Annotated in this window: 18 protein-coding genes and 1 pseudogene; 10 read left to right on the top strand and 9 right to left on the bottom strand. The window is 36.8% G+C overall.

Going from position 1 to position 22,084, the window contains the following annotated elements:
* Positions 1-122: 122 nt before the first annotated feature.
* On the bottom strand, positions 123-5,939 hold the full coding sequence (gene proA / locus LRP83_RS02800; RefSeq protein ID WP_230495152.1) for an anti-phage protein ProA: 5,817 nt from the start codon (positions 5,937-5,939) through the stop codon (positions 123-125).
* A gap of 486 nt (positions 5,940-6,425) precedes the next feature.
* Between proA and LRP83_RS02795 the strand changes: the two genes are divergently transcribed.
* A complete protein-coding gene (locus LRP83_RS02795; protein ID WP_230495151.1) occupies positions 6,426-7,184 on the top strand; it encodes a hypothetical protein in 759 nt (252 codons plus the stop codon).
* Positions 7,185-7,571: 387 nt separating this feature from the next.
* A complete protein-coding gene (locus LRP83_RS02790) occupies positions 7,572-7,679 on the top strand; it encodes a putative holin-like toxin (RefSeq protein WP_230495150.1) in 108 nt (35 codons plus the stop codon).
* A gap of 498 nt (positions 7,680-8,177) precedes the next feature.
* On the opposite strand, the gene LRP83_RS02785 is transcribed toward LRP83_RS02790, so the two are convergent.
* On the bottom strand, positions 8,178-9,344 hold the full coding sequence (locus tag LRP83_RS02785) for an iron-containing alcohol dehydrogenase (protein ID WP_230495327.1): 1,167 nt from the start codon (positions 9,342-9,344) through the stop codon (positions 8,178-8,180).
* A gap of 313 nt (positions 9,345-9,657) precedes the next feature.
* Here LRP83_RS02785 and LRP83_RS02780 point away from each other — a divergent pair, with 313 nt between their 5' ends.
* Complete coding sequence (locus LRP83_RS02780; protein ID WP_230495149.1) at positions 9,658-10,959, top strand: NCS2 family permease; 1,302 nt, start codon at positions 9,658-9,660, stop codon at positions 10,957-10,959.
* A gap of 64 nt (positions 10,960-11,023) precedes the next feature.
* Positions 11,024-11,620 (top strand): hypothetical protein, encoded by a 597-nt coding sequence (locus tag LRP83_RS02775; protein ID WP_230495148.1) that lies wholly within the window; start codon positions 11,024-11,026, stop codon positions 11,618-11,620.
* A gap of 115 nt (positions 11,621-11,735) precedes the next feature.
* Here LRP83_RS02775 and LRP83_RS23305 read toward each other — a convergent pair whose 3' ends face one another.
* From LRP83_RS23305 to LRP83_RS02745, 5 genes and pseudogenes are all read right to left on the bottom strand, one after another.
* On the bottom strand, positions 11,736-12,848 hold the full coding sequence (locus LRP83_RS23305; protein ID WP_354002320.1) for an SIR2 family NAD-dependent protein deacylase: 1,113 nt from the start codon (positions 12,846-12,848) through the stop codon (positions 11,736-11,738).
* Positions 12,849-12,993: 145 nt separating this feature from the next.
* Positions 12,994-13,665, bottom strand: coding sequence for a DUF1643 domain-containing protein (locus LRP83_RS02765; RefSeq protein ID WP_230495147.1), 672 nt, complete (start codon positions 13,663-13,665; stop codon positions 12,994-12,996).
* Between the two features lie 193 nt (positions 13,666-13,858).
* Positions 13,859-14,869, bottom strand: coding sequence for a helix-turn-helix transcriptional regulator (locus LRP83_RS02760; RefSeq protein ID WP_230495146.1), 1,011 nt, complete (start codon positions 14,867-14,869; stop codon positions 13,859-13,861).
* A gap of 115 nt (positions 14,870-14,984) precedes the next feature.
* A pseudogene (locus LRP83_RS02750) lies at positions 14,985-15,788 on the bottom strand (PGN_0703 family putative restriction endonuclease).
* A gap of 48 nt (positions 15,789-15,836) precedes the next feature.
* Complete coding sequence (locus LRP83_RS02745) at positions 15,837-16,073, bottom strand: hypothetical protein (protein ID WP_230495143.1); 237 nt, start codon at positions 16,071-16,073, stop codon at positions 15,837-15,839.
* Between the two features lie 486 nt (positions 16,074-16,559).
* Here LRP83_RS02745 and LRP83_RS02740 point away from each other — a divergent pair, with 486 nt between their 5' ends.
* Positions 16,560-17,456 carry a DNA/RNA non-specific endonuclease gene (locus LRP83_RS02740; RefSeq protein WP_230495142.1) on the top strand — a complete coding sequence of 299 codons (897 nt, stop codon included), beginning with the start codon at positions 16,560-16,562 and terminating at the stop codon, positions 17,454-17,456.
* A 254-nt stretch (positions 17,457-17,710) separates the two neighbouring features.
* On the opposite strand, the gene LRP83_RS02735 is transcribed toward LRP83_RS02740, so the two are convergent.
* A complete protein-coding gene (locus tag LRP83_RS02735; protein WP_230495141.1) occupies positions 17,711-17,974 on the bottom strand; it encodes a YesK family protein in 264 nt (87 codons plus the stop codon).
* A gap of 359 nt (positions 17,975-18,333) precedes the next feature.
* On the opposite strand from LRP83_RS02735, the gene LRP83_RS02730 reads away from it, so the two are divergent.
* The 3 genes from LRP83_RS02730 to LRP83_RS02720 all read left to right on the top strand — a co-directional run bounded on the left by LRP83_RS02730 (position 18,334) and on the right by LRP83_RS02720 (position 19,176).
* Positions 18,334-18,552: a DUF1659 domain-containing protein gene (locus tag LRP83_RS02730; protein ID WP_230495140.1), complete on the top strand. Its 219-nt coding sequence runs from the start codon at positions 18,334-18,336 to the stop codon at positions 18,550-18,552.
* Between the two features lie 37 nt (positions 18,553-18,589).
* The gene (locus LRP83_RS02725; protein WP_230495139.1) at positions 18,590-18,808 is read left to right on the top strand and encodes a DUF2922 domain-containing protein; all 219 of its coding nucleotides are present in this window, start codon (positions 18,590-18,592) and stop codon (positions 18,806-18,808) included.
* Positions 18,809-19,074: 266 nt separating this feature from the next.
* Complete coding sequence (locus LRP83_RS02720) at positions 19,075-19,176, top strand: YvrJ family protein (protein WP_230495138.1); 102 nt, start codon at positions 19,075-19,077, stop codon at positions 19,174-19,176.
* Positions 19,177-19,465: 289 nt separating this feature from the next.
* On the opposite strand, the gene LRP83_RS02715 is transcribed toward LRP83_RS02720, so the two are convergent.
* Entirely contained in the window at positions 19,466-20,002 is a 537-nt protein-coding gene (locus LRP83_RS02715; RefSeq protein WP_230495137.1) for an RDD family protein, read from the bottom strand.
* Between the two features lie 271 nt (positions 20,003-20,273).
* Here LRP83_RS02715 and LRP83_RS02710 point away from each other — a divergent pair, with 271 nt between their 5' ends.
* Both LRP83_RS02710 and LRP83_RS02705 read left to right on the top strand, forming a co-directional pair.
* Positions 20,274-21,137, top strand: a complete 864-nt coding sequence (locus LRP83_RS02710; protein ID WP_230495136.1) for a hypothetical protein — start codon at positions 20,274-20,276, stop codon at positions 21,135-21,137.
* 445 nt (positions 21,138-21,582) lie between these two features.
* Positions 21,583-22,065, top strand: coding sequence for a competence protein ComK (locus tag LRP83_RS02705; protein WP_230495135.1), 483 nt, complete (start codon positions 21,583-21,585; stop codon positions 22,063-22,065).
* Positions 22,066-22,084: the final 19 nt, after the last annotated feature.

Raw genomic sequence — 22,084 nt, 5'->3', positions numbered from 1 at the left:
CCTTATGGCATCACAAAATGAAGGATATTTCTTGGTCATGGTCATAAAAAAACTACACCTCCAATTGTTAGTTTTGTCTAACAATTGTGGTGCAGTTCAAACTGTGTCCCTACTTTAGGTCCCTACCTCCTGACCTCAAGATGCCCTTCGTTATCCTCAGTAATTAATTCTCTTTCTATGTTAAAATCAATGGCTTCTTGGACATATCCCTCCGCTTGATTATTCATTCGGGTATAACCCAATTGTCTCAATATCTCTCGGACTAAATCAGACTTAGGTAATCGCAGTGCTGTTTTCATAATTTCCATGACGCCATTGGCCAATTCCACTGTACTGATATCTTGTAGCGCACGTCTATCTATGTTCTGCCTACGAAACTCCGTATAGGAATCGTATTGTTCTTTATCTCTCCAAATGAACATTCCTTTTTCTTCTTTTGTTACATGCACCTTCATTGTTGATAAGACATCTTGAATGATCGCTTCGATTTTGGCACCGCTTCGGGTAAATTTCCAAGCACTGACAATGGCCTTACTAAGCTCCGAAAAGCTAATCGGAGCTCCTTCGCTAACAAGACGCTCGATTTGAGTTCGTATAATCGGCTTCCCTTGGTAGGTGTAAAACAGTTCATTATTTATGTCTACATCAGCTAATGCTATCTGTTCATAATAGTTATCTTTTCCACCTGTTTCACCAGAGGCCATAACCAAATGACTAATTTTTTGTTGTATGGTTACCTCTTTCCTCTTATGCCGAAGAGTTACCGATTGAACACCTTTTAAAGCAGATCTCTTTTCAATCTCCCTTAGTTTTTCAAATAGAATATCAATCTGCTTCTCCTCATTATGCCACCATTCAATCGACCAAATTTTAATCAATTCCCAACCTAGTCGTTCTAAAATCAGGTCACTCAGTTTATTACGATCACGTGTTGTTTTCCGATTGGCATAGTTTGGTCCATCTAATTGGATGGCTGCCATATATTTACCAGGATTTTTGGGGTCAAGGATAGCTAGGTCGACCTTAAATTCACTCTTTCCAACATGGGTTGCCACTTTATAGCCGTTTTTTTCTAATCGCCTTTTTAGTTTAGAAATAATGGTATGGTGCTTTTTAGTTGCCGACTGGCGGTTTTCTAATAAAAGAGGTTCGTTTCCGCGTTTTGCAAACTCCATAAATGCTCGTAAACTATGGAGGCCTTCTGAATTGGTTCGAGAAAGGTTAATTTTATCAGGCTCCATCGAAGCAAAAATGATCATCTCTTTTTTAGCTCTGGATACCGCAACATTTAGACGACGCCATCCTCCATCACGATTGAGCGGACCAAAATTGAGTGTCATTTGACCATTTTCATCTGGACCGTACCCAACAGCGAATAGAATAACATCCCGCTCATCACCTTGGACGTTTTCTAGATTTTTTACAAAAACAGGTTCAGTCACTTCATCGGTAAAAAACTTTTCTAATGTGGAATCCGATTTTAAACGTTCATCGATTAGATCCTCAATCAATGTCTGTTGCACCTGACTAAATGTAACCACACCGATACTTTCCTGTTGTTTCAAAGGATCATTTAATCTTGCAAAAATTTCATCGACAACCGCTTCCGCCTCGATTTTATTCTGTTTCGTCTTACCTCGGTCATAGATGCCACCCACATTTCGGAAGGAGACTCTGGAAACTTGATCATCTATGGAAGGGAACGTAATTAGTTTGTTTTCATAAAAATGATTGTTAGAAAAAGAAATCAAACTTTCATGTTCACTTCGATAGTGCCACCTTAGATGCTTTTGAGGCATTCGAATCGATAAGCAATCATCCAAGACACTCTCCAAGTCCTGCAAATCAAAATTCTCTTCTGATTGCTGAGCACTAAAGAAGCTCGTTGGAGGCAATTGCTTCGGATCACCAACGACAATGACATTCTTACCTCTGGCCATTGCGCCAATCGCTTCGCTTGTAGGCAGCTGGGAAGCTTCGTCAAATATAACCAAATCAAATTTCGGAAAAGTCGGCGCTAGATATTGTGCCACCGACAAGGGACTCATGAGCATACACGGTTTAATCTTTGGAAGTAAGTTTGGAATACGCTCAAAAAGTTGACGAATGGCAATGCCTCTTCCTTTACTTTTGATGGCCTTCACTACTATTCCAGGTTCAGAACTTTGAATAATGTTGTTTTGTAAATCCGGCACACGCTCCATTAATTTTACGTAAACCTCTAATTTGGTTAATTCACTCATTTCCTCATCAAGGTGATTGAACTGTTGCAATTTATTTTCAAATTCTGCTTTTGTAAAATGGGAAAGTGTCTGACTGCTTGTAATCTCTTCGTCAATTCTAGTTCGATAAAAACCGTACAGATAAGTAGCTAGCAGATCTTGATGACTGATGTCACCCTGCAAATAGGGTAGGGTGACGTTTTCTAACCCAAACGAGTCAGCTTCTTTTATCGTTCGCACCAGATGGCAAGTATCTTTTAATTGAGGTAATGAGTCCATCAAGCGATTGGCCTTACCTGTCATATAGTGGACCCAGTCATTTTGCTCTGGCTCATGAAACTCAGAAACCATCAACTTCGATTGAAGCGTTTCCCACCCATTCATAATCTCTCTGTAAGCCTTTTCGTAGGAAATCCTTTGGGCTGTTACGTTTATGTCAGATAGCATTTGCTTGTTATTTTCTAACTTTTGAGCGACTTCCCCAAGGTATTCGGAGGAATCATTCACTTTTCTAATCATGGAACGAGCCAGTGCAGCCCATTTCATTCCTCGTTCGATATCATCCCAGCTGGCTTTCGTATCTTCCCACAATTTAGGAAAAAAATTGTTCATTAAATCATTATTTTGCTCCAAAACTTGTTGATTTTCTTGCAGCCGCTGAATCGTCGTGAGTATTTCTTCTAATTCAGTAGGTGCTATTTTATCTTTTGAGGCTAAATACTTTTTCAGTTCTTTCGTCACTTTACTCTTTCCCAAGACCTTTTTTAAAAACCAGCTGTTCTCCGCAAGTCTTAAATCCTGAAGTAAAGCAGTGGTGTCTAGTTTTACAATCATTTTATCGAACTTTTGAAAAAGCTTATGAGAATCTATGTCGCGACTGCGTCCTCTATGAATAACGTCTTCCACTTTCACCTTCACTTTTTCAAATGACTCCACTCCAAGTAAGGTAAAATTCAGTTCAGGTAAAGACTGTAAAGATGGGAGGAGTTCATTCATAAATTTGTACCACTGATGCTTTCTATCACGATCGACTAATCCTATTTTCTCTAAATGAGGTTCCAATTCTAGCAACTGGGTTGTGCTAACGGATATGGATGTTAACTGTCCTTTTACTTCATCTTGAAGTCTTAACGAATAATCCGACTGTTTAACCGATATCCACGGGTTATCCCTTACCCTGCCGCACACTTCCCCCGCAAGTGTCATATTTTCAATGAGTTGCTTGGATTTTTCAAAGGACATTTGATCCATTTCTTTTACTTTGTTTCTGTCAAAGTTCATTTCCGTTTGCGGTTTTTCTAAGTTCGAATAGATATCAATCATTTGAAAGATACTTTGACCTAACGAAGTCGTCTGGTGTAGTTCATGTACGTAGCTATTTAATTCCTTCTTTAGCTTCTTAATCTCTTCAGCTTTTGCACTCCAATTGGTTCCTTTCGTTGCATATTGATTTTCAAATGAAGTTTCCAGCTGGGCAAGAATATCTTTTTTCTGCCCTTTATTGGAGTACACTTCAAGGCAGAAATGTCCTAGACCAATATTGGCTAGTCTCGATTGTACGACACTTAAGGCAGCCATTTTCTCCGCCACAAAAAGAACAGATTTACCTAATGCAAGGGCATGAGCAATCATATTCGTAATGGTTTGTGATTTTCCCGATCCAGGTGGCCCGTGCAAAACAAAACTATTTCCTTCACCAGTTGCCAGAACAGCTTCCGTCTGGGTACTGTCAGAACTTAAAGGCATATAAATCGTTTCTTCTTCATCCTTCTCCGTTGTTAAGGGTTCCGTCATGGATTGGCTAACTTCAGCTACATAATTCCCATCGATTAGCCCACTAACAACCTTATTCTTTTTTAACTCATCTGTATGATGAACAAGGTCGTTCCACATCACAAATTTCGAGAAAGAGAATACACCTATACTGGCATCTTCCTCGACATCCCATTGTTTCATAGGCATAATAAGCCTTCTCATCGTTGTTAACACTTTCTTGACATCTACTCCATGGTCATCCTTTGGGATATCAAAAAGCATGGAGGCATCTATTTCAAACTTTTGTCTAAGATACTCGATAAGTGAGATATTGATTTGAATTTCCTCGTCACGTCCACGAATGTAGTAGCCTTTATTTGCAGACATGCGGATTAAATCAACAGGCATTAATAATATGGGTGCAAACCGCTCAGTAGAATACGATTTTGGGTCAACCCACTTCAAAAAGCCAAGCGCAACAAATAAAGAATTAGCTCCCGTTTCTTCCAGTGTATTTTTAGCTTTGCGGTATAGTTTAACAAGCTCTTTTTCTAAATTTGCTTCGGACAATGTTGAACGCAAACGATTGTTTTGCATATCTTCCTTAAGGATTTGTGAATACATTAAAACTTTATGGTCTTTAAAATCCCGAACTTGGTTTCTCAGCTCTTTTGGCAATGGCTGGATAAACACTTTATTCCCCATGGCTAGAAGATCCTCTGTTTTTGCTAAATCAGAGGTAATGAGCGGGATACCTTGTGTATGTAACCGATAATTGAGTAAATTGTTGCGAAGGCTCATATCAATCAGTTTATTTTGCCAATACGTCACCTTTTCCGTCTGCCTACTCAGTTCTACAGGTTTTGAAGCCGATTCCGGAATGACTTCGACCTTTTCAAACGAAAAATGAGGGTCAACCTTAACAGGCTCGTCAGCTTCTAAAGAAACTTGAACTCTATCGCCTGTTACTCTTCGTAATGAAATCGGTTTGATTTGACCAATTCGGCTTCTGTAGACATCGATAAAAAAGAGAAAATAACCTGGTTTCTCTAGACTACTTCTCGCCTGTTGAACCGCCGTCGTAAAACTAGTATGAGGGTTTGTTAATAGAGTAGACTCCACCGCTACAATTTCATGTATCCCATTTGCCATATGTTTCGTTAAAATGCTCTTATCGTCTTGAAAACTCTCCGCTGAGGTTTGCTCTTTTAGCCAGAAAGCAGGGAAGGAATGACCTTTAAGAAAAACGATAATCGGATAAATTCCAATGGCTTCCGCACAAGCAGCATAAAGGAGAGTTAAATCTAAGCAGGTGGCTAGCTTATGATCTTTAATCATGTCAGGAAAACGTATCTTCTGTCCTTCCTGTTCAAAACTAGCAGGAGGATTGGCATACACAATGTGGTGTGATTGAATGGCAGAATAAATAGCAGAAAGTTGAGCAAGTACACGATTAGGATCACCACTCTGATAACCATCCAAAGCATTAGTACCTGTGTTCTTTTCCATAATCGTCGAAGCTTGTTTCAAAATCTCCATAACAAAGGGTCTATTCGGTGTGATGAAACTAGAGATGATTTCAGGAACAATCGAAGCACCTGGCCAAGAATCGAAAGACAAAACATCGATTGGTAAAAAATCCTCGTAAATCGTACGTTCTTTTGATGTAATCTGAATATGAAGATGTCCAGAAACACTCTCTTCCAGATTGCTTAAATACTCCGAGTTTAAGATAAGATTGGGTTTAAGTTGTATGACCTCTCCAGCCCCTAATTCCTCTAGGCTCACTGTAAACCGTTCGGAAAAGTTCGGATTGGATGAAATATGTATATGGATTTGTTGGAGAGGTTCGCTGCTAGTATTTTTTAAGGATAGATATTTAATAACAGGTACATGATTCTGTTGCAGCGCAAAGCTTACCTTTTGATCATACTCGTATTCACAGCTCATCACGGCATCCATTCAGTTACACCCCTTTTTAGTTTTAATTATAGTTAATTATGGCCGTCCATAAAACAAAGATTGTTAATATTTGGCGAAATTTGTAAGATAGTAGGAAGAATTTATTACAAAAGACCTAATGTAATGTATATGTGGCAATGAAGCGAAATATGGTATTGAGTTGATGGGAGAAAGAGACATTAAGGTAATGTTCTTTTTAAAAAAAATAAATAATAGACAGTTTGACATATAAGAGTTAATAATATGAGAATGGGAACCTTTTCCAACTAGTATCTAATAGAATACTAACTCAACTAAGAGGAATGATAAACCAACGAACGAACATACAAGTTACCTCTACAAAAAGGCAGGATTCCAAGAAATAGAAGGACTTATTATCAATGACGAACAAGTCGCACGCTATACGTATTAATGAAGGACTGGAGGCGGTGCTCTCCTAATAGTTTAGTAGAAATAATGTAACGAGAGAGAGAGAGGAATGGGTTTATGAAAAAGAAAAGCAGTGTATTTATTTTAGTCCTGATTGTTTTTTTAGTCGTTTCAAATACTGGATATGCCAAATCGGTTAGCAAAAAGATTACGGCTGTTTTTGGATCACATGTCGTTAAACTGAATGGAAAAACACAGACGACTGAAACGTTAGCATATGGTTCAAAAGTGTATGTTCAGATGGATGAACTTACGAAGTTATCCGGTGCAACTGTCAAAAAAACAGGAAATACCTACGCGATTACACCCGTGGTAAAGGAAGATGGTATAACGAAAAAAACAGTCAATAATCTTAAAATCCAGGTTCAATTGATGGATACATACAAAAATTTAGAAGACTTAACGGATTATCATATCCATTTAGCAGATTCACTACATTATTCGGCCTATGCTATTAGTATTGGCGAGGAACCAACTAGTCTCCTTACCGCAGAAGCATTGCAAAGCTCGCTAGTCGAGAAACTAGAATCCATTTCAAAAGACTTTGGAAAAATGAAAGCATCTGCGAAGTCTCAAGGCATCAATATTAAAAAAGATATCGCTATCGTTGAGGGAATGATTTCCGAGACTAGACACTCTCTAAATCAGTTTAAACAATGCATAGATTTGATAAAAAAATATGCTGCAACTTCTCAAGAAAGCTTTTCTGACGAGAGTTTTGAATTACAAAAAGAAGCGTCCATTACTTTAAATACTGTTGGCGGAGAAGCATTAGACTGGTACACCTATTATGTAAAGGTCGTGACAGGGAAATAAGTTAGCTATTGATACTAGGGACAAAAGGACAGGTACGTCCCCACGCTTCCACCCAATGAAAGATCAATATATCATAGTGCTTTGATAGTGTGTAAGAACTGATTCTTAATTAAGAATAACCCGTGTCAACTTGGATAATTCAAGGGACCACGCAATAAAACCTTCCCACTTGTGGTTGTTGGGAAGGTTCTTAGCTTGTTTGAATGTACATGTGTTTCACTAGTTGAATTACTTTAGAAAGTTTGTAGAAAAGATTAGCCAACACCAAAAAGCGAACGCACGTTCCTAATTTTATAGAAAATTATTCCTTAAAATGATATAATGATAGTATTACAACTACATATCCAGGGTGGCGGCTGACACTCCCTATGAAAGGGGGTGTCAGTTATGACGACATACGAAGTACTCTCAATTGTATTTGCAGCTCTTACATTTGAAGCAGTATTTATATCAGCTATTGTTGCTATTGTCGTCGCTATAACAAAAAAGAAATAGCCACCCTGCCGGCCAAGCAACGGTGACTATTTCTACCTAATTTTAACGGTTAGCCGCTTCATCCTGCGGCATGTGTGTTGTAATGATCAGGTGTGTCGAGCACCTGATATTTTTCTTTATATCCTTATTATAGAAAATTTATTCCAATTACTCAAGATATTGTCGTCGCAAGTATTAAAAAGAAATAGCCACCATGCCGACCAAGCAACGGTGACCATTACCTTGAAACACGGACAAAGGGGACAATGTCACCCACGTCCCTTATATCTTCAACTCATTATTAGATAGAATCTCATTTTAAAACCAAATACTTTACACACTTTACGGATTTTCTCCACAAGACCTTTCTCCGTTCAACTATTATTCCAAGAAAAATAGCCCTCTCACTCCACGAGTGGTGCCTGGCACTTGCTTTGAATGTCCTTAGCTGATGGACTGAACTCCCATTTTGTCTTTTGCCAGTACCGGAAACTGATATTCAAAGCTTTAGATCAAAGATTAGTAGGCATCATCATATGCTTCTTTAAGAATAGACATATAATCCTCATATCCTATCTTTCTTACATTACTAGGAGTTGAATTATTTTTTACAGCTAACTCTACGATTGTTTCGAAGTCTTCCATCCGTATTCCAGGTAAGTCTTTTAATTTCGGAATTTCAAGTTGGTTCGTCCATTCTCGAATTCCAGTAAGTAATTTGTTAACGGCAGATTCATCAGAATCGGATACTGTTGCGAAGAGCATGTGTCGAGCTATTTCCGCGTGGATATGCTCTTCCGCTTCAGCGTTGAATTTTAAGACGTACGGTAAAAATACCGCATTGGCTACTCCATGTGGTGTATCATAGAGTCCACCTAGTGCCTCGGCTAAGCAGTGGACAGCAGCTACATCGCTGGAACCAAAACACAAACCTGCCAGTAAACTTCCTTCTAGCATCGCATAGCGAGCCTTTTCATTTTCTCCGTCTTTAAATGCGATTGGTAATGATTCTACTATCTTTCTCATCGCTCGTGCACCTAGCGCTTGTGAGATTGGATTGGTCACTTTGCATGTATAGCCTTCAATTGCATGAACCAACGCATCTACACCTGTAGCAGCTGTAACCGCTTGTGGCACTGTGAAAGTTAATTTTGGATCAAGAACGGCAAGCGTCGGTCGTAATGATGCATCTTTTAGGGTTAACTTCCGATGAGTTGCTGACTCTGTAATGACTGAAGAGCGCGTCACTTCTGACCCTGTCCCAGCAGTTGAAGGAATGCAAATTATAGGTGCAATGTTAGTGTACGGACGTTTTCCTTCTACATACTCAATCGGAGTTCCTCCATTTGGCCCAAATAGAGCAATGGCTTTGCCCGTATCCATCGCACTTCCGCCCCCAATGGCCACTACGGCTTCCATCCCTTTTTCTTTAAATATTTTTGCACCAGCTAAACATTCCGTGTCTCTTGGATTTTGCGAAACTGAATCGAACAGTTCGACACGATAACCTGACTCCTCAAGGGCCGTTTGGATTGGATGGACAATTCCTGCATTTACTACCCCTTTGTCGCTGACTATTAGAATAGATTTGCCAATTTCAAGGGAATTCAATAAGTTGGAAATCTGTTCAGCCTTTCCAATCCCCATTTCGATTCTAGTATTACAAAAATAGCTATAACTTTGCATGTTCTCCTCGCCTCTTCCTTCATTGGTTTTAAGTTGACACATGATACTCTTTACTAAATTATACAATATTCAGAATATAACTTAACTAATTAAAATAGCGATATTATTTCATCTTAGAATAAATCAACCAAAAACATTTTCTAACGAAACAAGTGGAGTAACAGTCAAGGAAAACCAAAATCTAACTAAAAATAGTGTCTTTACTCATTTCAGCTTAATAGCTCAAATTCCACATACCCTATTGCCTAAAACCCTAATAACGAATATTATATTAGTTGTGTTAAAAATTGTTCGTGTTTACGGAGGTGTTTTAGTGTTTAAGCTTCAAGAAAATCAAACAAATACCAAAACAGAAATTTTAGCAGGTATTACTACCTTTTTAACTATGGTGTATATTGTCATTGTTAACCCGATAATTTTAGCTGATGCTGGAGTACCTTTTAATCAAGTATTTACCGCAACGATTATTGCAACGGTGGCAGGGACTTTATGGATGGGGTTATTTGCTAATTATCCTATTGCCATTGCTCCTGGTATGGGGTTAAACGCCTACTTTGCTTATTCAGTAGTAGGAACTCATGGGAATATTTCTTACACAACCGCTTTTGCAGCAGTATTTATCGCAGGATTAATTTTCATCATCCTATCGCTTACTCCTTTTAGAAAAAATTTAATTGAGGCGATTCCCGAAAATTTGAAACATGGGATCACTGCAGGAATTGGACTTTTTATTGCATTTATTGGCTTACGTCTGACTGGAATTATTCAGGCTCATCCTACGAATCTCGTAGCGCTTGGAAACTTACATGAGCCTGGTGCGATTTTAGCATTAATTGGACTGGCTGTTACATTAGTTTTAATGGTTCTGCGCGTTAATGGGGCTTTGTTTTTTGGAATGATTATTACAGGTTTCATTGCCTTTTTTACAGGTCAACTATCCTTTGATCAAGGATTTGTTTCAATACCTACACTTCCAGATGGTCTAATTGTTTTAAATCCTATTGAGGCATTTTCTGAAGTGATTCAACATAGTTTATATGCAGTCGTTTTCTCTTTCTTATTAGTTACCATCTTTGACACAACAGGAACAATGATTGGTGTTGCCCAACAAGCGGGATTAATGAAGGGGAATACGATGCCACGTGCTCGTGAAGCTCTTTTATCTGATTCGATAGCGACAACTATTGGAGCTATGTTTGGGACAAGCCCAACTTCTGCTTACATTGAATCGTCTAGCGGGGTTGCTGCCGGTGGAAGAACAGGACTTACTTCTGTAACTGTTGCCATTCTTTTTATTGTTGCAGCTTTCTTTGGACCATTAGTAAGTGCGGTTTCAGGAACTGCCGCCATCACAGCACCTGCATTAATTATTGTCGGGAGTTTAATGATGGGAAGTATTTCACACATCAAATGGGATCAGCTAGATGAAGCTTTCCCTGCATTTTTAATTATTTTAAGTATGCCGCTTACATCCAGCATTGCAACAGGCATTGCTCTAGGATTTATCTCTTATCCATTATTAAAAGTTGTTAAAGGACAATGGCGACAAGTTCATCCACTTCTATACTTGTTTGCTGTATTATTCTTCTATCAACTAGCATTTTTACCACATTAAAAAAAGTGCTAGGCAACACAAATGGACAACTGTCTTTTTGTGGTGCCTAGCACTTTTTTATACTTTGATTGATCAAGTTTATGCATCCAAACAAAAGGACCAAGCTGACTGGTCCGAGTGGCACGATATGCATCTGATGGCGAAACGAGTTCTCGAGAAAGACATTGATGCTTACTTTATCGTTATTGATGAATTTAGACCATTAGATGATTTAGTCGAGTTTGGCAGTTCTTTTGAATTTGGCACAGATGACGAAAATGAAATCCATGTGTCCTTTGAAATTAATGCCACCAAAGTCATTCCTGAAAAAGCTATTAGCCTCACGAAAACAGGAAAACTTTCAGAAAAGGCAATGTCCAAAACAGCCTATTATGATTTACTTCAGGATTACGTTTGCAGCTGTGCCTTACGAATTGCCAGAGACATGTTTGCCTTATTGCCCGTTCGCGATGTCTATGTGCACGTCTTTGAAAATCGCTTAAACAGCTCGACGGGACATGAAGAAAAGGTGGTGATTTTATCAGCTAGATACGACTTACCGACCGTCAACCACCTAAATTTCGATCAATTAGACCCGTCTGATGCTTTAACCAACTTCCAGCATGCCATGTCTTTTAAGAAAACAAAGGGGTTCGAGGAAGTGCAGATTATTGGTGGGTAGCCTACTAAAAGTGCCAGGCATCCTCTGTGGACAATTAGAGAAAATTGTTCGCGAGTGATGCCTGGCACTTTAACCTTAGTATGAAAGCATGAGAACATCCCTTCGCTTCCTTCTTCTACAAAATCTCCTCTAATTGTTGCAATACTTCTCCCGCTTTACCTTTAATAACCAGGTCAAATTTAGGACGGTTATCATTCATTTCGTAATTGATATAAACAGTTCTTCCATCTGTCATCTGTGGAAGACTGCTAGCAGGAAAGACTTCAAGGCTAGTGCCTATCACGATAACTAGCTCAGATTTACGAATGTGTTCCAGTGACGAGTTCCAATTAGTCTCAGGTAGTGACTCACCAAATAAAACGATTCCCGTCCTAAGCTTTCCGCCGCAATGGCTGCATGCTACTTTGGTTAAAAATAATTCTTTGCTTGACGAGAAAGAGCAATTATCACATCGAAATTTATGGATGGATCCGTGAAGTTCATATACATGGCGACTACCTGCAGCAGTATGAAATCCATCTACGTTTTGTGTAGCGATAGCTTGAATCAAGCCCTTTTGTTCCCAAGAAGCTAAGACTTCATGCCCCTTGTGTGGAGAACAATTTTCAAGTCCTTTTATCCGCATACTATAAAATTCGTGAAATAAATCATATCTGTTCCTAAGTGCTTCAGTCGTTGCAACCGTACGAGGATCAATATTCTTCCACCATCCTTCCTTCGAACGAAAGTCAGGAATATTGGATTCAGTGGACATACCTGCCCCAGTTAGTATAGTTGTATACTTTGAATTTTGAAGCCAAGTGGATAAAACAACCTTTTCTATAGAGTAGCCTGGAAAACACAATCTTACCCAACGATTAAATTGAAAAGTATCAAATGTATTTTCCTTTCTTTGCTTGCCAATCTTCTGTAATGCTCCCCAGACTTTCTTACGAAAAGCTGGATGCACTTTATGAGGATTAAGACGTGGCCAAGGGTATCTATCTAATAGTTGAAGTGCCCTATCCCAAGAATCTACCTCATCTGGATCCGGCAACGGATATTTAAGTGTACGAACTTCTCTAGTCGGTTGTGGGGATAGAATCGTCTCATCTTCACCATCAAATAAGTTGATCTCATTTATTGATTTTTTAAAAACCCACTCTCCTGGTTGAAGTTCTCTTCCCAATAATGTGATACTTCCACCTTCTACCCCAACCGAAATAATTGTCTGCCAGTCATTATTCATACTCTCATCATCCCTTCAATGAATTAAAGTTTGCACAAAATGTACCTTGTTAACAATATTTATATACTCTATTGAGTAAGTACCTCGAAATAAAATAGTTTCAGGGGTACCTTGACTTTTAATTTGTTTAATTAAAACACTCAGATTAACTTAATTGTAAACTCATTTTCTTAAGCCACTCTATACATCGCTGTTTCTTACGAGGAAAAGGATGTGCATAGTCCCATTTTTGACTTGAATACTTTAAACCGAATAAATGCTTTTCTTTTTTTGAAAGAATACCAATAGCAACACATGCCAGCTGATTAATACTAGAATCCTTACCCCATGCTAAAATAATTTTTGTATAATTACTGTTACAATCTAGCAACGCTTCTCTTTCCAATAATCTAGTATCATCAAAAATTGAGTGTTTCTTAAAAGAATATTGTTCTACTTGTTTTAGTTTTACTTGAAAATCTTCCATATTATCAGAAATTAAATCACTAAGATTAATAATCGAAATAACATTCCAGTTCATTTTCTGCATTAGCCTCTGTAATTGGCGAATTGTTGAATCATCTTTAGACATTACATAAGCAACTTTATCAAAATGATTTTGAATGATTGGTAACTGATAAGACGAATCTTCTGGACGAGCTCCCCCTGGATTAGCCATACAAACTATAGCATCAGGAAATCCTTGATTGTTATACCCTTTTCTAAAAATCACAGCATGGCTTCTACACTGATACAATATACTACCAACCTCAATTTGATAGAAACTTGCTATCACATCAAATTCTTTTCTTAATTGTTCCGCTGACCAAAACTCCATATTTCCAACTCCCCCTTACTCCCTTGTGTTTAACTACTTTAATTGTATGAGATAATTTTTATTGACCCTTTACAATTTTATGAGGGGTGGAAAAAGCACCTACATTTAGTGTTACATGTAGGTGCTGATGATCAATTATTATCTTAAATAAAATATTTAATCAAAGTTATACGTATCCTTTTTCTTCCAAGGTTTATCGGTAAATATGATACAATTTCTCTGTTTCAATCTTTAAACGCTCAACAAGCATAGGCGGATACAAAACCTTGGCTTCACTTCCCCAAGTTAAAATCCAACGGACCAATCCTTCACTAATTATCCCTTTTGTGAACAATTTGAATCTTGATTCGTCTATGGAACGTATATCCGCTTTTCTTCCAAATCGGTCTATAACAACATTTATTAGACTTGATGAAAATTCCAGTTCAATAGTAGTTTCTTCCCCTGCATACATATGAAAAAGTTTCTCTGTATACTGAGTAATATTAAAGTTTTTGTCAGGCAGAAAAGTTTCTTCCGTTTTTGTAATATTTTTATAGATTCGATCGATACGATAATGCCTGATCTCTCTTTTCGGAACATATTCTCCAATCAAGTAATAGTAATCATTATTCCAAACTAGTCCATAGGGTTTGACGCGATAAACATCCCCATTATTACTTAATACAAATTCCTTATTGGTGTTGTAACGTACATACTGGAATTCAATAATTCTCTTTGCCGAAACCGCCTCGTGTAAATCACTAATAATGTATTTAACATTCCGATTCTCAGATTTATTATGTTCTGATAGGACAATCCGGTTTTCTAGCTGTGGTGCTTGGTACACACTTGTTAACTTCTTTAGTTTTTCAATTATTTTTTCTGTATCTATCTTTGTAATAAATTTTGCAGAGGAAATGGCATCAATCATTAGACGTAGCTCATGAGTTTCAAAGGGGCGATTTTGATAGCTATAATAGGTCGGTAAACCGTTCGCTTCTCTATCAAAAATCACTGCAAATGCATCTATTTTTTCTAATTCTTTTAAATCATTCCTTAGTCCAACAGGATTAACCACAATCCCAAAGTCATCCTCAAATAATTCAACTATTTCTTGAAGCGTAAGTTGATGATTGATATCTGTATATTTTTTTAATATCTCCATTAGAAGAAATAGTCTTTTACGATTGGAGAATTCGGATTCTTGAACTTTATTACTCATACTACGACACCTCATTACACTAGATATTTACCCATTTTGCACCTAAGCAAGAATTAGATAAAATGTTTACCTCAATTACGATGAAGAATAATACCACTTGGCCTGAAACTCATCTCTAGTTTTTTGAGGTTAAAACGTATTTCTCCCCAAACTTCTCATAATGTTCAACTAAACGATCAGGAACTTTACTAGTATTCTGCAACAAGGCAGCCATCTCTTCTAACAACGTCTCCCAAGTAATCATCCGAACCTTATTGTGCAAACTCGGAACAATGACATTATCCACCACATACCCATATTCCTTATGAAGCTTCTTGTTTTCAGTTGGGCATATAATAATGAGCAAATCCTAGTTTTCATCACTAACATATGAAATGTTCCGGAGCAATTGATAATTCTGTATTAAAGTTTGATATTCTGATAGACCCGATTTCAATTTTCCGGCAAGCCTATCCTTATAAACTGCTTCATATTTTTGGCGGTACTTATCCTCGTCTTTAACTTTTCCAAATTCATTTTCACTAAATTTAATTTCAAAAAATAGCTGTCTACCAGATTGTAATTTTATATAAAAATCAAAATTAGTTCCTTCCTCGTTAATTATGACTTTTTCAAATTCACACTGGTCTACACCTTCACCTTCTACCCCTAGCAATAGAAGCAGTAAATATATTTGATTTTCTTGAATTAATGGATAGAAAAAGTTTAAGCACGCTGCTTGTGAGGAGTTCAAATGGTGAAAGTCTTGGTGAAGTTTAATTCGTTGCGCTTCTATGTATGCCATAAGGGCTTCACGATAATTCCATAACAAGTTCAAATGATATTGTTCAACCGGCAAAATATGCGAATACTCTTTTTGATTTCTCTTCCAAATGCCATTTTCTGAAATACATAGTACATTTTGTTTATAATCGGCCAAATGTTCTTTTACTCGATTCTGATAATCCAACTTATCACCCCATACTATTTACTTATAAATCAATCGGTATCGCCCTAGTGCCATTCTTTCAAGTATACGTAGTTCATCCTTTACATTAGACGTATTATTTCCACCAAGATAAACAGGTACCATATCTGCCATGGCCGTTCCATAATCCTTCCATCTGTTTGGATACATCTCATCCATCCAAGCACAGACTTCTTTGATGGTCCCTTCCCCACCGAGGGCTTCTAAAGCCTCAATAATAACTTCATTTTGCGTCATTGAAAAATACCTCCTTAAATTATCTTTTCAATTTCTAAAATCAAAGGGAAGTGGTCACTTACCTCTATCCAATCCTTCGATTTTCCAATGTAAAATTCCTTTATGTCTTCTAAAATACTTCTTGATACAAAACAATAATCAATATGGAAGGGTAATTGACTTTTTCTTTGGTGAAAATAAGTTGCTATACTCTCCTGACCAAAATCTTCATGGTAAAAACGGTGATAACAGCTACTTATTTTTAAATCATTAAAAAGTTGAGTTAAGGTATGGAAACCACCTATCCCCGAATACAATTAAATAGTGCCAGGCACCTAACGTGGAAATTTCAGGTAAAATTGTCCGCGAGTGGTGCCTGGCACTTGCTTTGCTAACGACGCAGGATAATTTAATTGACATTAGTTTTTTTATGGTAAGATTTTAGAATACGTTGAAAGTCATCGTTTTTAAAATAAAAAGTATGAAACTATTATAGGAGAGTCTAAAATGAAAAAGAAAATGAATTATTTAATCTTACTTTTAACGATCATCTCTATGGTTGGTTGTAGCAACATAGAAGATACATCCAATATAGATGTAGAAACAGTTGAATCAAATAAGAATAATGAAAAAGAAGAAACTGTCACTACGGTTGCGGAGGAAACACCAACCCAACCAAATAATGAACTGTTTTCAGGATACAAACTTATTGAAGTTGATGGTGGTGACTTATCTGGATATCGTAAACCTAACGTCGTCGTTGATATTGGATATGGAGACCGTGAATATTGGGCATTTACGAATGAATACGGGCAATTAGTCCGTGTCATCGCTGACGAAATCATTTTACAAGATGACCTTAAAGAACCTGTGTTATCGTCTGGCAGATACTACGCTGATGAGGCAAAGGTGCCTGGTGTCGAAAGTCCCGTTTTAGATGAAGGACATGTCATTGCTGATTCTCTCGGCGGGGTATCAAATGCTTATAATATCACCCCACAAGATAGTACACTCAACCGGCATGGTGACCAAGCTTATATGGAAGACGCAATTCGCAAAGCAGGTGGAGGCACTAATTTTGAAGCCATAATCACATATCCGAATACAAAAACGCAGATTCCTTCAAGTTATCAGTACACCTATACATTAAGGGGGAACGAAATCGTTGATAAATTTGATAATGTGAATCCAGATGATATAAACGCATCGCTCGGTTTAACAGGCGGTAAGGCTTCAACTAATCCAAGTACAACTGGTGATATTTCTAAAGTTGATACAAACAGTAATGGAAAGGTGACCATTAAAGAAGCGAAAGATGCCGGTTTCAGCATGCCGATAACGAGTGATCATTGGTTATACCCATATATGCACGATGCTGATAAGGATGGTATGGTAGGTGAGTAAGCCCCTAGAACTTAGAGGCAAAATAAAAATAGTCATAACTCTATAAAATTCGTATGATGAAAAAATAATTATTTTTCACTAACAGGTGCTTTAATTTAACAGTCGATTCCTTGGAATCGGCTATTTTTTATGGAGAAACTTTCCTTAGCGCTGTAAATCCGCAATTTTCTGACGCTACTATCTAACGAGTAATGTATAAAAACTTGCATAATTTAAGCTTTTAAAACTATTTCTTTGTTTAGGTAAAGCCTTCGTTAGTTAAATATCATAAATTTTTTACGAGGAATTATTGCGATAACAATTCCTATCAAAATCACGAAAATTAGCATACCTGAACTAATCACGCCTATTCCCATCCCCAACCAAGAACCGATAATGAAGGATGATAGAAGAAATACTAAAACGGCATACAAGCATATTAGTAATGACTTATTATTAGTTTGTTTTAGACTCTTAGAAATAATAAAAACTAATAAATTTATAAAAAATCCTAAGCCAATTGGTATAAAAATATCCATCTCAATAACCCCTTACCCAAATGGTTTAACCATTTGATATTTTACTAATTAGTATATCACGCTTACAAAGTTTACCATAACACTTTTAACTCTACTGCGTCGTTACTTCCATAACTGCAGCAATACATTTATGTATATATATTAGTGCTTATACAACTTTTTTATGCAATATGTTTCATTCAGTTTAATAAACATACTGCCAAAACTTACATTAATTAAATGCCAACAACATGTTTCTTAAGTAGAACTTCAAAGGATTACCAATGACCTTATTCATTAAATATTTATTAAAATTCATCTCACCCTGTCCTTCCCCACCTTTTATTTGTATATAGAAGGTGAAAGGAGGTGAGGCAAACATGGCACAAGCTACTCTAGTAGATTCGAATTTACGTTTGGTGTTTGAAACAGGAGTGAATGAGAAAGGAGAACCGATTTTCAAAGGGAAGATGTATAGCAATTTGAAGCATGAAGCAACCGCGGGTCAGATTTATCAGGCAGCACAAGCTCTTGGTGCTTTATGTAAGGATCCACTTTACACCGTGGAACGTACAGACCGCTCTGACATTATGGCGTAATAATCCTTATTGATTTTTCCAAAAGGAGGTGAAAGGTATGGCGAAAACATTAGAACTTCAATTCGCAACAGAGATGGGCGGAACGGCTCGCATCACAATTGATAATCCGAAGGAACCGATTGAGATTGCTACAGTGAAAGATTCTATGAATCAGATTATTGCTGCTGGAGTTTTCTTCTCCCCTACAGGAAATCTTGTCTCTGTAAAAGGAGCACGAGTTATTGAACGTGAAGTAACAGATTATGAAATCGTTTAACCGGTATAGAGGCTGGCTTCAGTAATGAGGTCAGTCTTTTTTGTAAAATTTTTGACTTTGAGCAGTGTCCAGCTACAGCGCCCAATGCCTAGTGGACTTCACTCTCCGAGTAAAAATCGGTTTTTGGATTTTTACATGACCGAAGATAAGTCAACATCGAAGAGCAAAGTGCGCTCTTCGTGTTTCCTATATCTCAGTCAAGAGAGCTCCAGTCCATAGGGCATTAAACGGGCACTTCCGCATTTCAATGAAAGGAGGCAATCTGAATGGAACAGTTCGTCCCGCTAATCAGCGAGGTAGGTTTTCCCATTGTCGTGACGTTATACTTGCTTTATCGAATTGAATCAAAGTTAGATATAGTCGTGTAATCGATTCAGAATCTACCTGAGCGGTTAAAGGAAAGAACGTAGAAAATAATTAGAAAGTACTAAAAGGGACAGGTTCCATTTCCCAAAAAGGTGGGATACAATACCGTGTCCCTAAACACCATGTACTAATAGCTATGGGTCAGGCACTGACATAACAAAAACTCATTACACTTACCTACTAATCAACAATTGAAAGAATGGAGTGGACAAGAGCAAGATACTTAAGCTTTTTAGGCAAAAAAAATGATAGTCACCCTGTAGTCCAAGTCGGGTGACTATTTCTGATCTTTTATTTTTTATTAATTACAACCGTTCCACCTATTAAGTCATGTAATCCCTTTTTTTGACCATGGAATGCAACCATTATAAATCCTATTCCAAGTACTAAAGCTGATACAAAATAACTAATATATCTTCCTAAAGCGTGTATAAAAGAAATCCTTTGTCCCTTTTTATCAACAACTACTGCGCCGATAGCTGCTTTGCCTATAGTCCCCATCATAGGTGAAGATGTCAAAATACTATAATAAAGAATATTTATTGTAAGATGTACTGCGAAATTATCAGAAAATAAATATACTAATGAAAGTAGGATACTATCAATAATAAAAGCAAATAGTCTTCTCCAAAAACCTACATATTTAATAGAGTCCCTATCCGAATGAATGTGGTGTATCGTATGTATTTGGTGGTCATGATATTGATAAACAACCGAATTATTGGGAACGTTATTGGACGTTGGACTAACTTCTCTTCTGCCTTTATTTTTATATTGATTTTCTTCATACATCTTCTTCCAATCATCTAACCTTTGGTTATCTGACATTGATTTTACCTCCTATTAAAATAATCCAAATTCTACATTTCTAGTAATTATTATACAGTAATTTTTTCGGTCTAAAATATCAAAATTCTTTTTTAGAAAAAGGACAAATGAAAAATTTTCAAATTAGTGATAGGAACTAGATCCAGCACCTCTTCCTCTACCTCATCTAGCCCTTCTCTCTTTTCATAAATCTGTCACAATTCAACTCAAACAACCATGTCTTTTAAGTCCTTTCAAACCTATATAGGTTGTGAAAGGATGGTGCACAATCATGACCCATAAATCAGGCCGTATTGAACAATTCGAATCGTTTTCTTCCTTTACTACAATCACACAATTTAATACTCATATGGAAATGTGGTTGGCCACATGTAAACATGAATTTTCAAAAGGTGAATTAGTTGGTTTGAAACGACTAGTTCGTTTTGCTGCGAAGATTCCTGGAGTTTGTAATGCTAAAATTGGTGCCGTGCTAAAAGCCATTCATGATGAATACGAAGGGAATGGTATTTCACGTTCTACTTTCAAGAGAATGATCCAGAAAGCCATTAGGCTAGGAATCCTTACTGTTCATGAAACTGAAAGAAAAAACGGCTCACAGTCTAGTAATCTTTATATATTTAATTGTTTTCCTAAAAGTGAACCACCCAAAGAGGAGCAAATGAACCACCATAATAAAACTAATAATCTTTTTAAAACTAAAGAAATAGATCAAAAGATAATAACACGTAAAGAAGCGAGCCAAGATGAAAAATTAACAGAAGGATCATTATCTAAAATTAACTTAGACCATACATATACTAGTGACCGAGTTCCAAATGAATTCATTCAATTAGTAAAGGTTTTTTACTCTGAAGTAAAAACAATCGAAGAATTTTGGAGAATGACTACTATTTCCGCCTGTAAACATGGACATAAAGAAGATATGGGGAGAGTTATACATATTGCTATTCAATCATTTAAGCAGTTAATTAGAAAAATGAAGTTAGGAAGAATCATTAAGCCAATTGCCTATTATTATGGAATCATGAATAAAAAGTTTGGTGAGCTGTTTTTTGAGGAATGCTTGGAACTGGGAATTAATGATGAAGAAAATCTGTTTGATGACTTCATTCTACCTGGCTTCTTAGATTAATGTTGAAAGATCTCCACTCCTATTCTAACAAACCTGGTAAACTGTTAAATCTTTACTTATTTCGACAAATATCAACTAATTTTATTCTTTGAATATTTTGTATACTCATAATAAAGACACAATTTATAACCCAACATGATTATGCACATTTATTTTGGCAACCATTCCCCTAAGTCTAGTCATCAGAAATTTAACACCACTAAAATACAGTTTCTTGAAACTTCTATTCAATAACCAATATTCACAGTTTACTAACTAGATTGTAAAACCTTTTGAGAAAATTAAAGGAGGTGAAGTTTTGCAAAATAGAATAAAAATATCCAAGAGCTACTAATGTCCTGGAAGACGGGCTCTTGGCTAGTTCAGTTAGGATACCTAACTTTAATGTTAGTATATCCTTTTTCTAAAATAAAGCAATATTAACTAGTTAAAGGAGTTACAGAACTTGTCAATAGAAAAATCATATTTAATTAATCAGGAGTTTATGAGTATGGCCGGGTATTTGGATCGGTACGGGAAAACGTTTACCTTAGTTTATGAATTTAATAAAATGTTTCTTGTCGATCAATCACCTAAAGAAATTCTAGAAGATAGTATTAGAGAAGTCGGATTTAATTTAAAAGGTGCTTTAGAGTCTTCAAAACGGGACCTTGGTGATATACATATGCTCCCTTTAATGGTTAATCCTATACTCGGGATTACTGTTTTTCCAACTAAATCACATAAGCATGAAGATGTTATATGGTTTAACCCAAATCATATTAAAAGAACAAGGGGTAAGAAAAAGTTAACAATTGTCGTGTTTCGAAATGGTCAAACCATTATCGTTCATATGAAATTAGCTTTCTTTAATAATAAGCTGTTTATCGCTGAACGGTTTCGGGATGATAAGATAGAAGGCGGGAAGAATCCGAGCTCTGTTAGCTAAATGTATTTGAATAAGATTT

This window comes from Pseudoneobacillus rhizosphaerae, assembly GCF_917563885.1.
Classification (GTDB): Bacteria; Bacillota; Bacilli; order Bacillales; family Cytobacillaceae; genus Pseudoneobacillus; species Pseudoneobacillus rhizosphaerae.
The sequence above is the reverse complement of the archived record's forward strand: the minus strand, read 5'-3'. Positions and strand labels throughout refer to the sequence as shown.

Coding starts and splice junctions, on each gene's coding strand:
- proA (WP_230495152.1), bottom strand. CDS start 5,939: ATGGATGCCGTGATGAGCTGTGAATACGAGTATGATCAAAAGGTAAGC.
- LRP83_RS02795 (WP_230495151.1), top strand. CDS start 6,426: ATGAAAAAGAAAAGCAGTGTATTTATTTTAGTCCTGATTGTTTTTTTA.
- LRP83_RS02790 (WP_230495150.1), top strand. CDS start 7,572: ATGACGACATACGAAGTACTCTCAATTGTATTTGCAGCTCTTACATTT.
- LRP83_RS02785 (WP_230495327.1), bottom strand. CDS start 9,344: ATGCAAAGTTATAGCTATTTTTGTAATACTAGAATCGAAATGGGGATT.
- LRP83_RS23305 (WP_354002320.1), bottom strand. CDS start 12,848: ATGAATAATGACTGGCAGACAATTATTTCGGTTGGGGTAGAAGGTGGA.
- LRP83_RS02765 (WP_230495147.1), bottom strand. CDS start 13,665: ATGGAGTTTTGGTCAGCGGAACAATTAAGAAAAGAATTTGATGTGATA.
- LRP83_RS02760 (WP_230495146.1), bottom strand. CDS start 14,869: ATGAGTAATAAAGTTCAAGAATCCGAATTCTCCAATCGTAAAAGACTA.
- LRP83_RS02745 (WP_230495143.1), bottom strand. CDS start 16,073: ATGACGCAAAATGAAGTTATTATTGAGGCTTTAGAAGCCCTCGGTGGG.
- LRP83_RS02740 (WP_230495142.1), top strand. CDS start 16,560: ATGAAAAAGAAAATGAATTATTTAATCTTACTTTTAACGATCATCTCT.
- LRP83_RS02735 (WP_230495141.1), bottom strand. CDS start 17,974: ATGGATATTTTTATACCAATTGGCTTAGGATTTTTTATAAATTTATTA.
- LRP83_RS02730 (WP_230495140.1), top strand. CDS start 18,334: ATGGCACAAGCTACTCTAGTAGATTCGAATTTACGTTTGGTGTTTGAA.
- LRP83_RS02725 (WP_230495139.1), top strand. CDS start 18,590: ATGGCGAAAACATTAGAACTTCAATTCGCAACAGAGATGGGCGGAACG.
- LRP83_RS02720 (WP_230495138.1), top strand. CDS start 19,075: ATGGAACAGTTCGTCCCGCTAATCAGCGAGGTAGGTTTTCCCATTGTC.
- LRP83_RS02715 (WP_230495137.1), bottom strand. CDS start 20,002: ATGTCAGATAACCAAAGGTTAGATGATTGGAAGAAGATGTATGAAGAA.
- LRP83_RS02710 (WP_230495136.1), top strand. CDS start 20,274: ATGACCCATAAATCAGGCCGTATTGAACAATTCGAATCGTTTTCTTCC.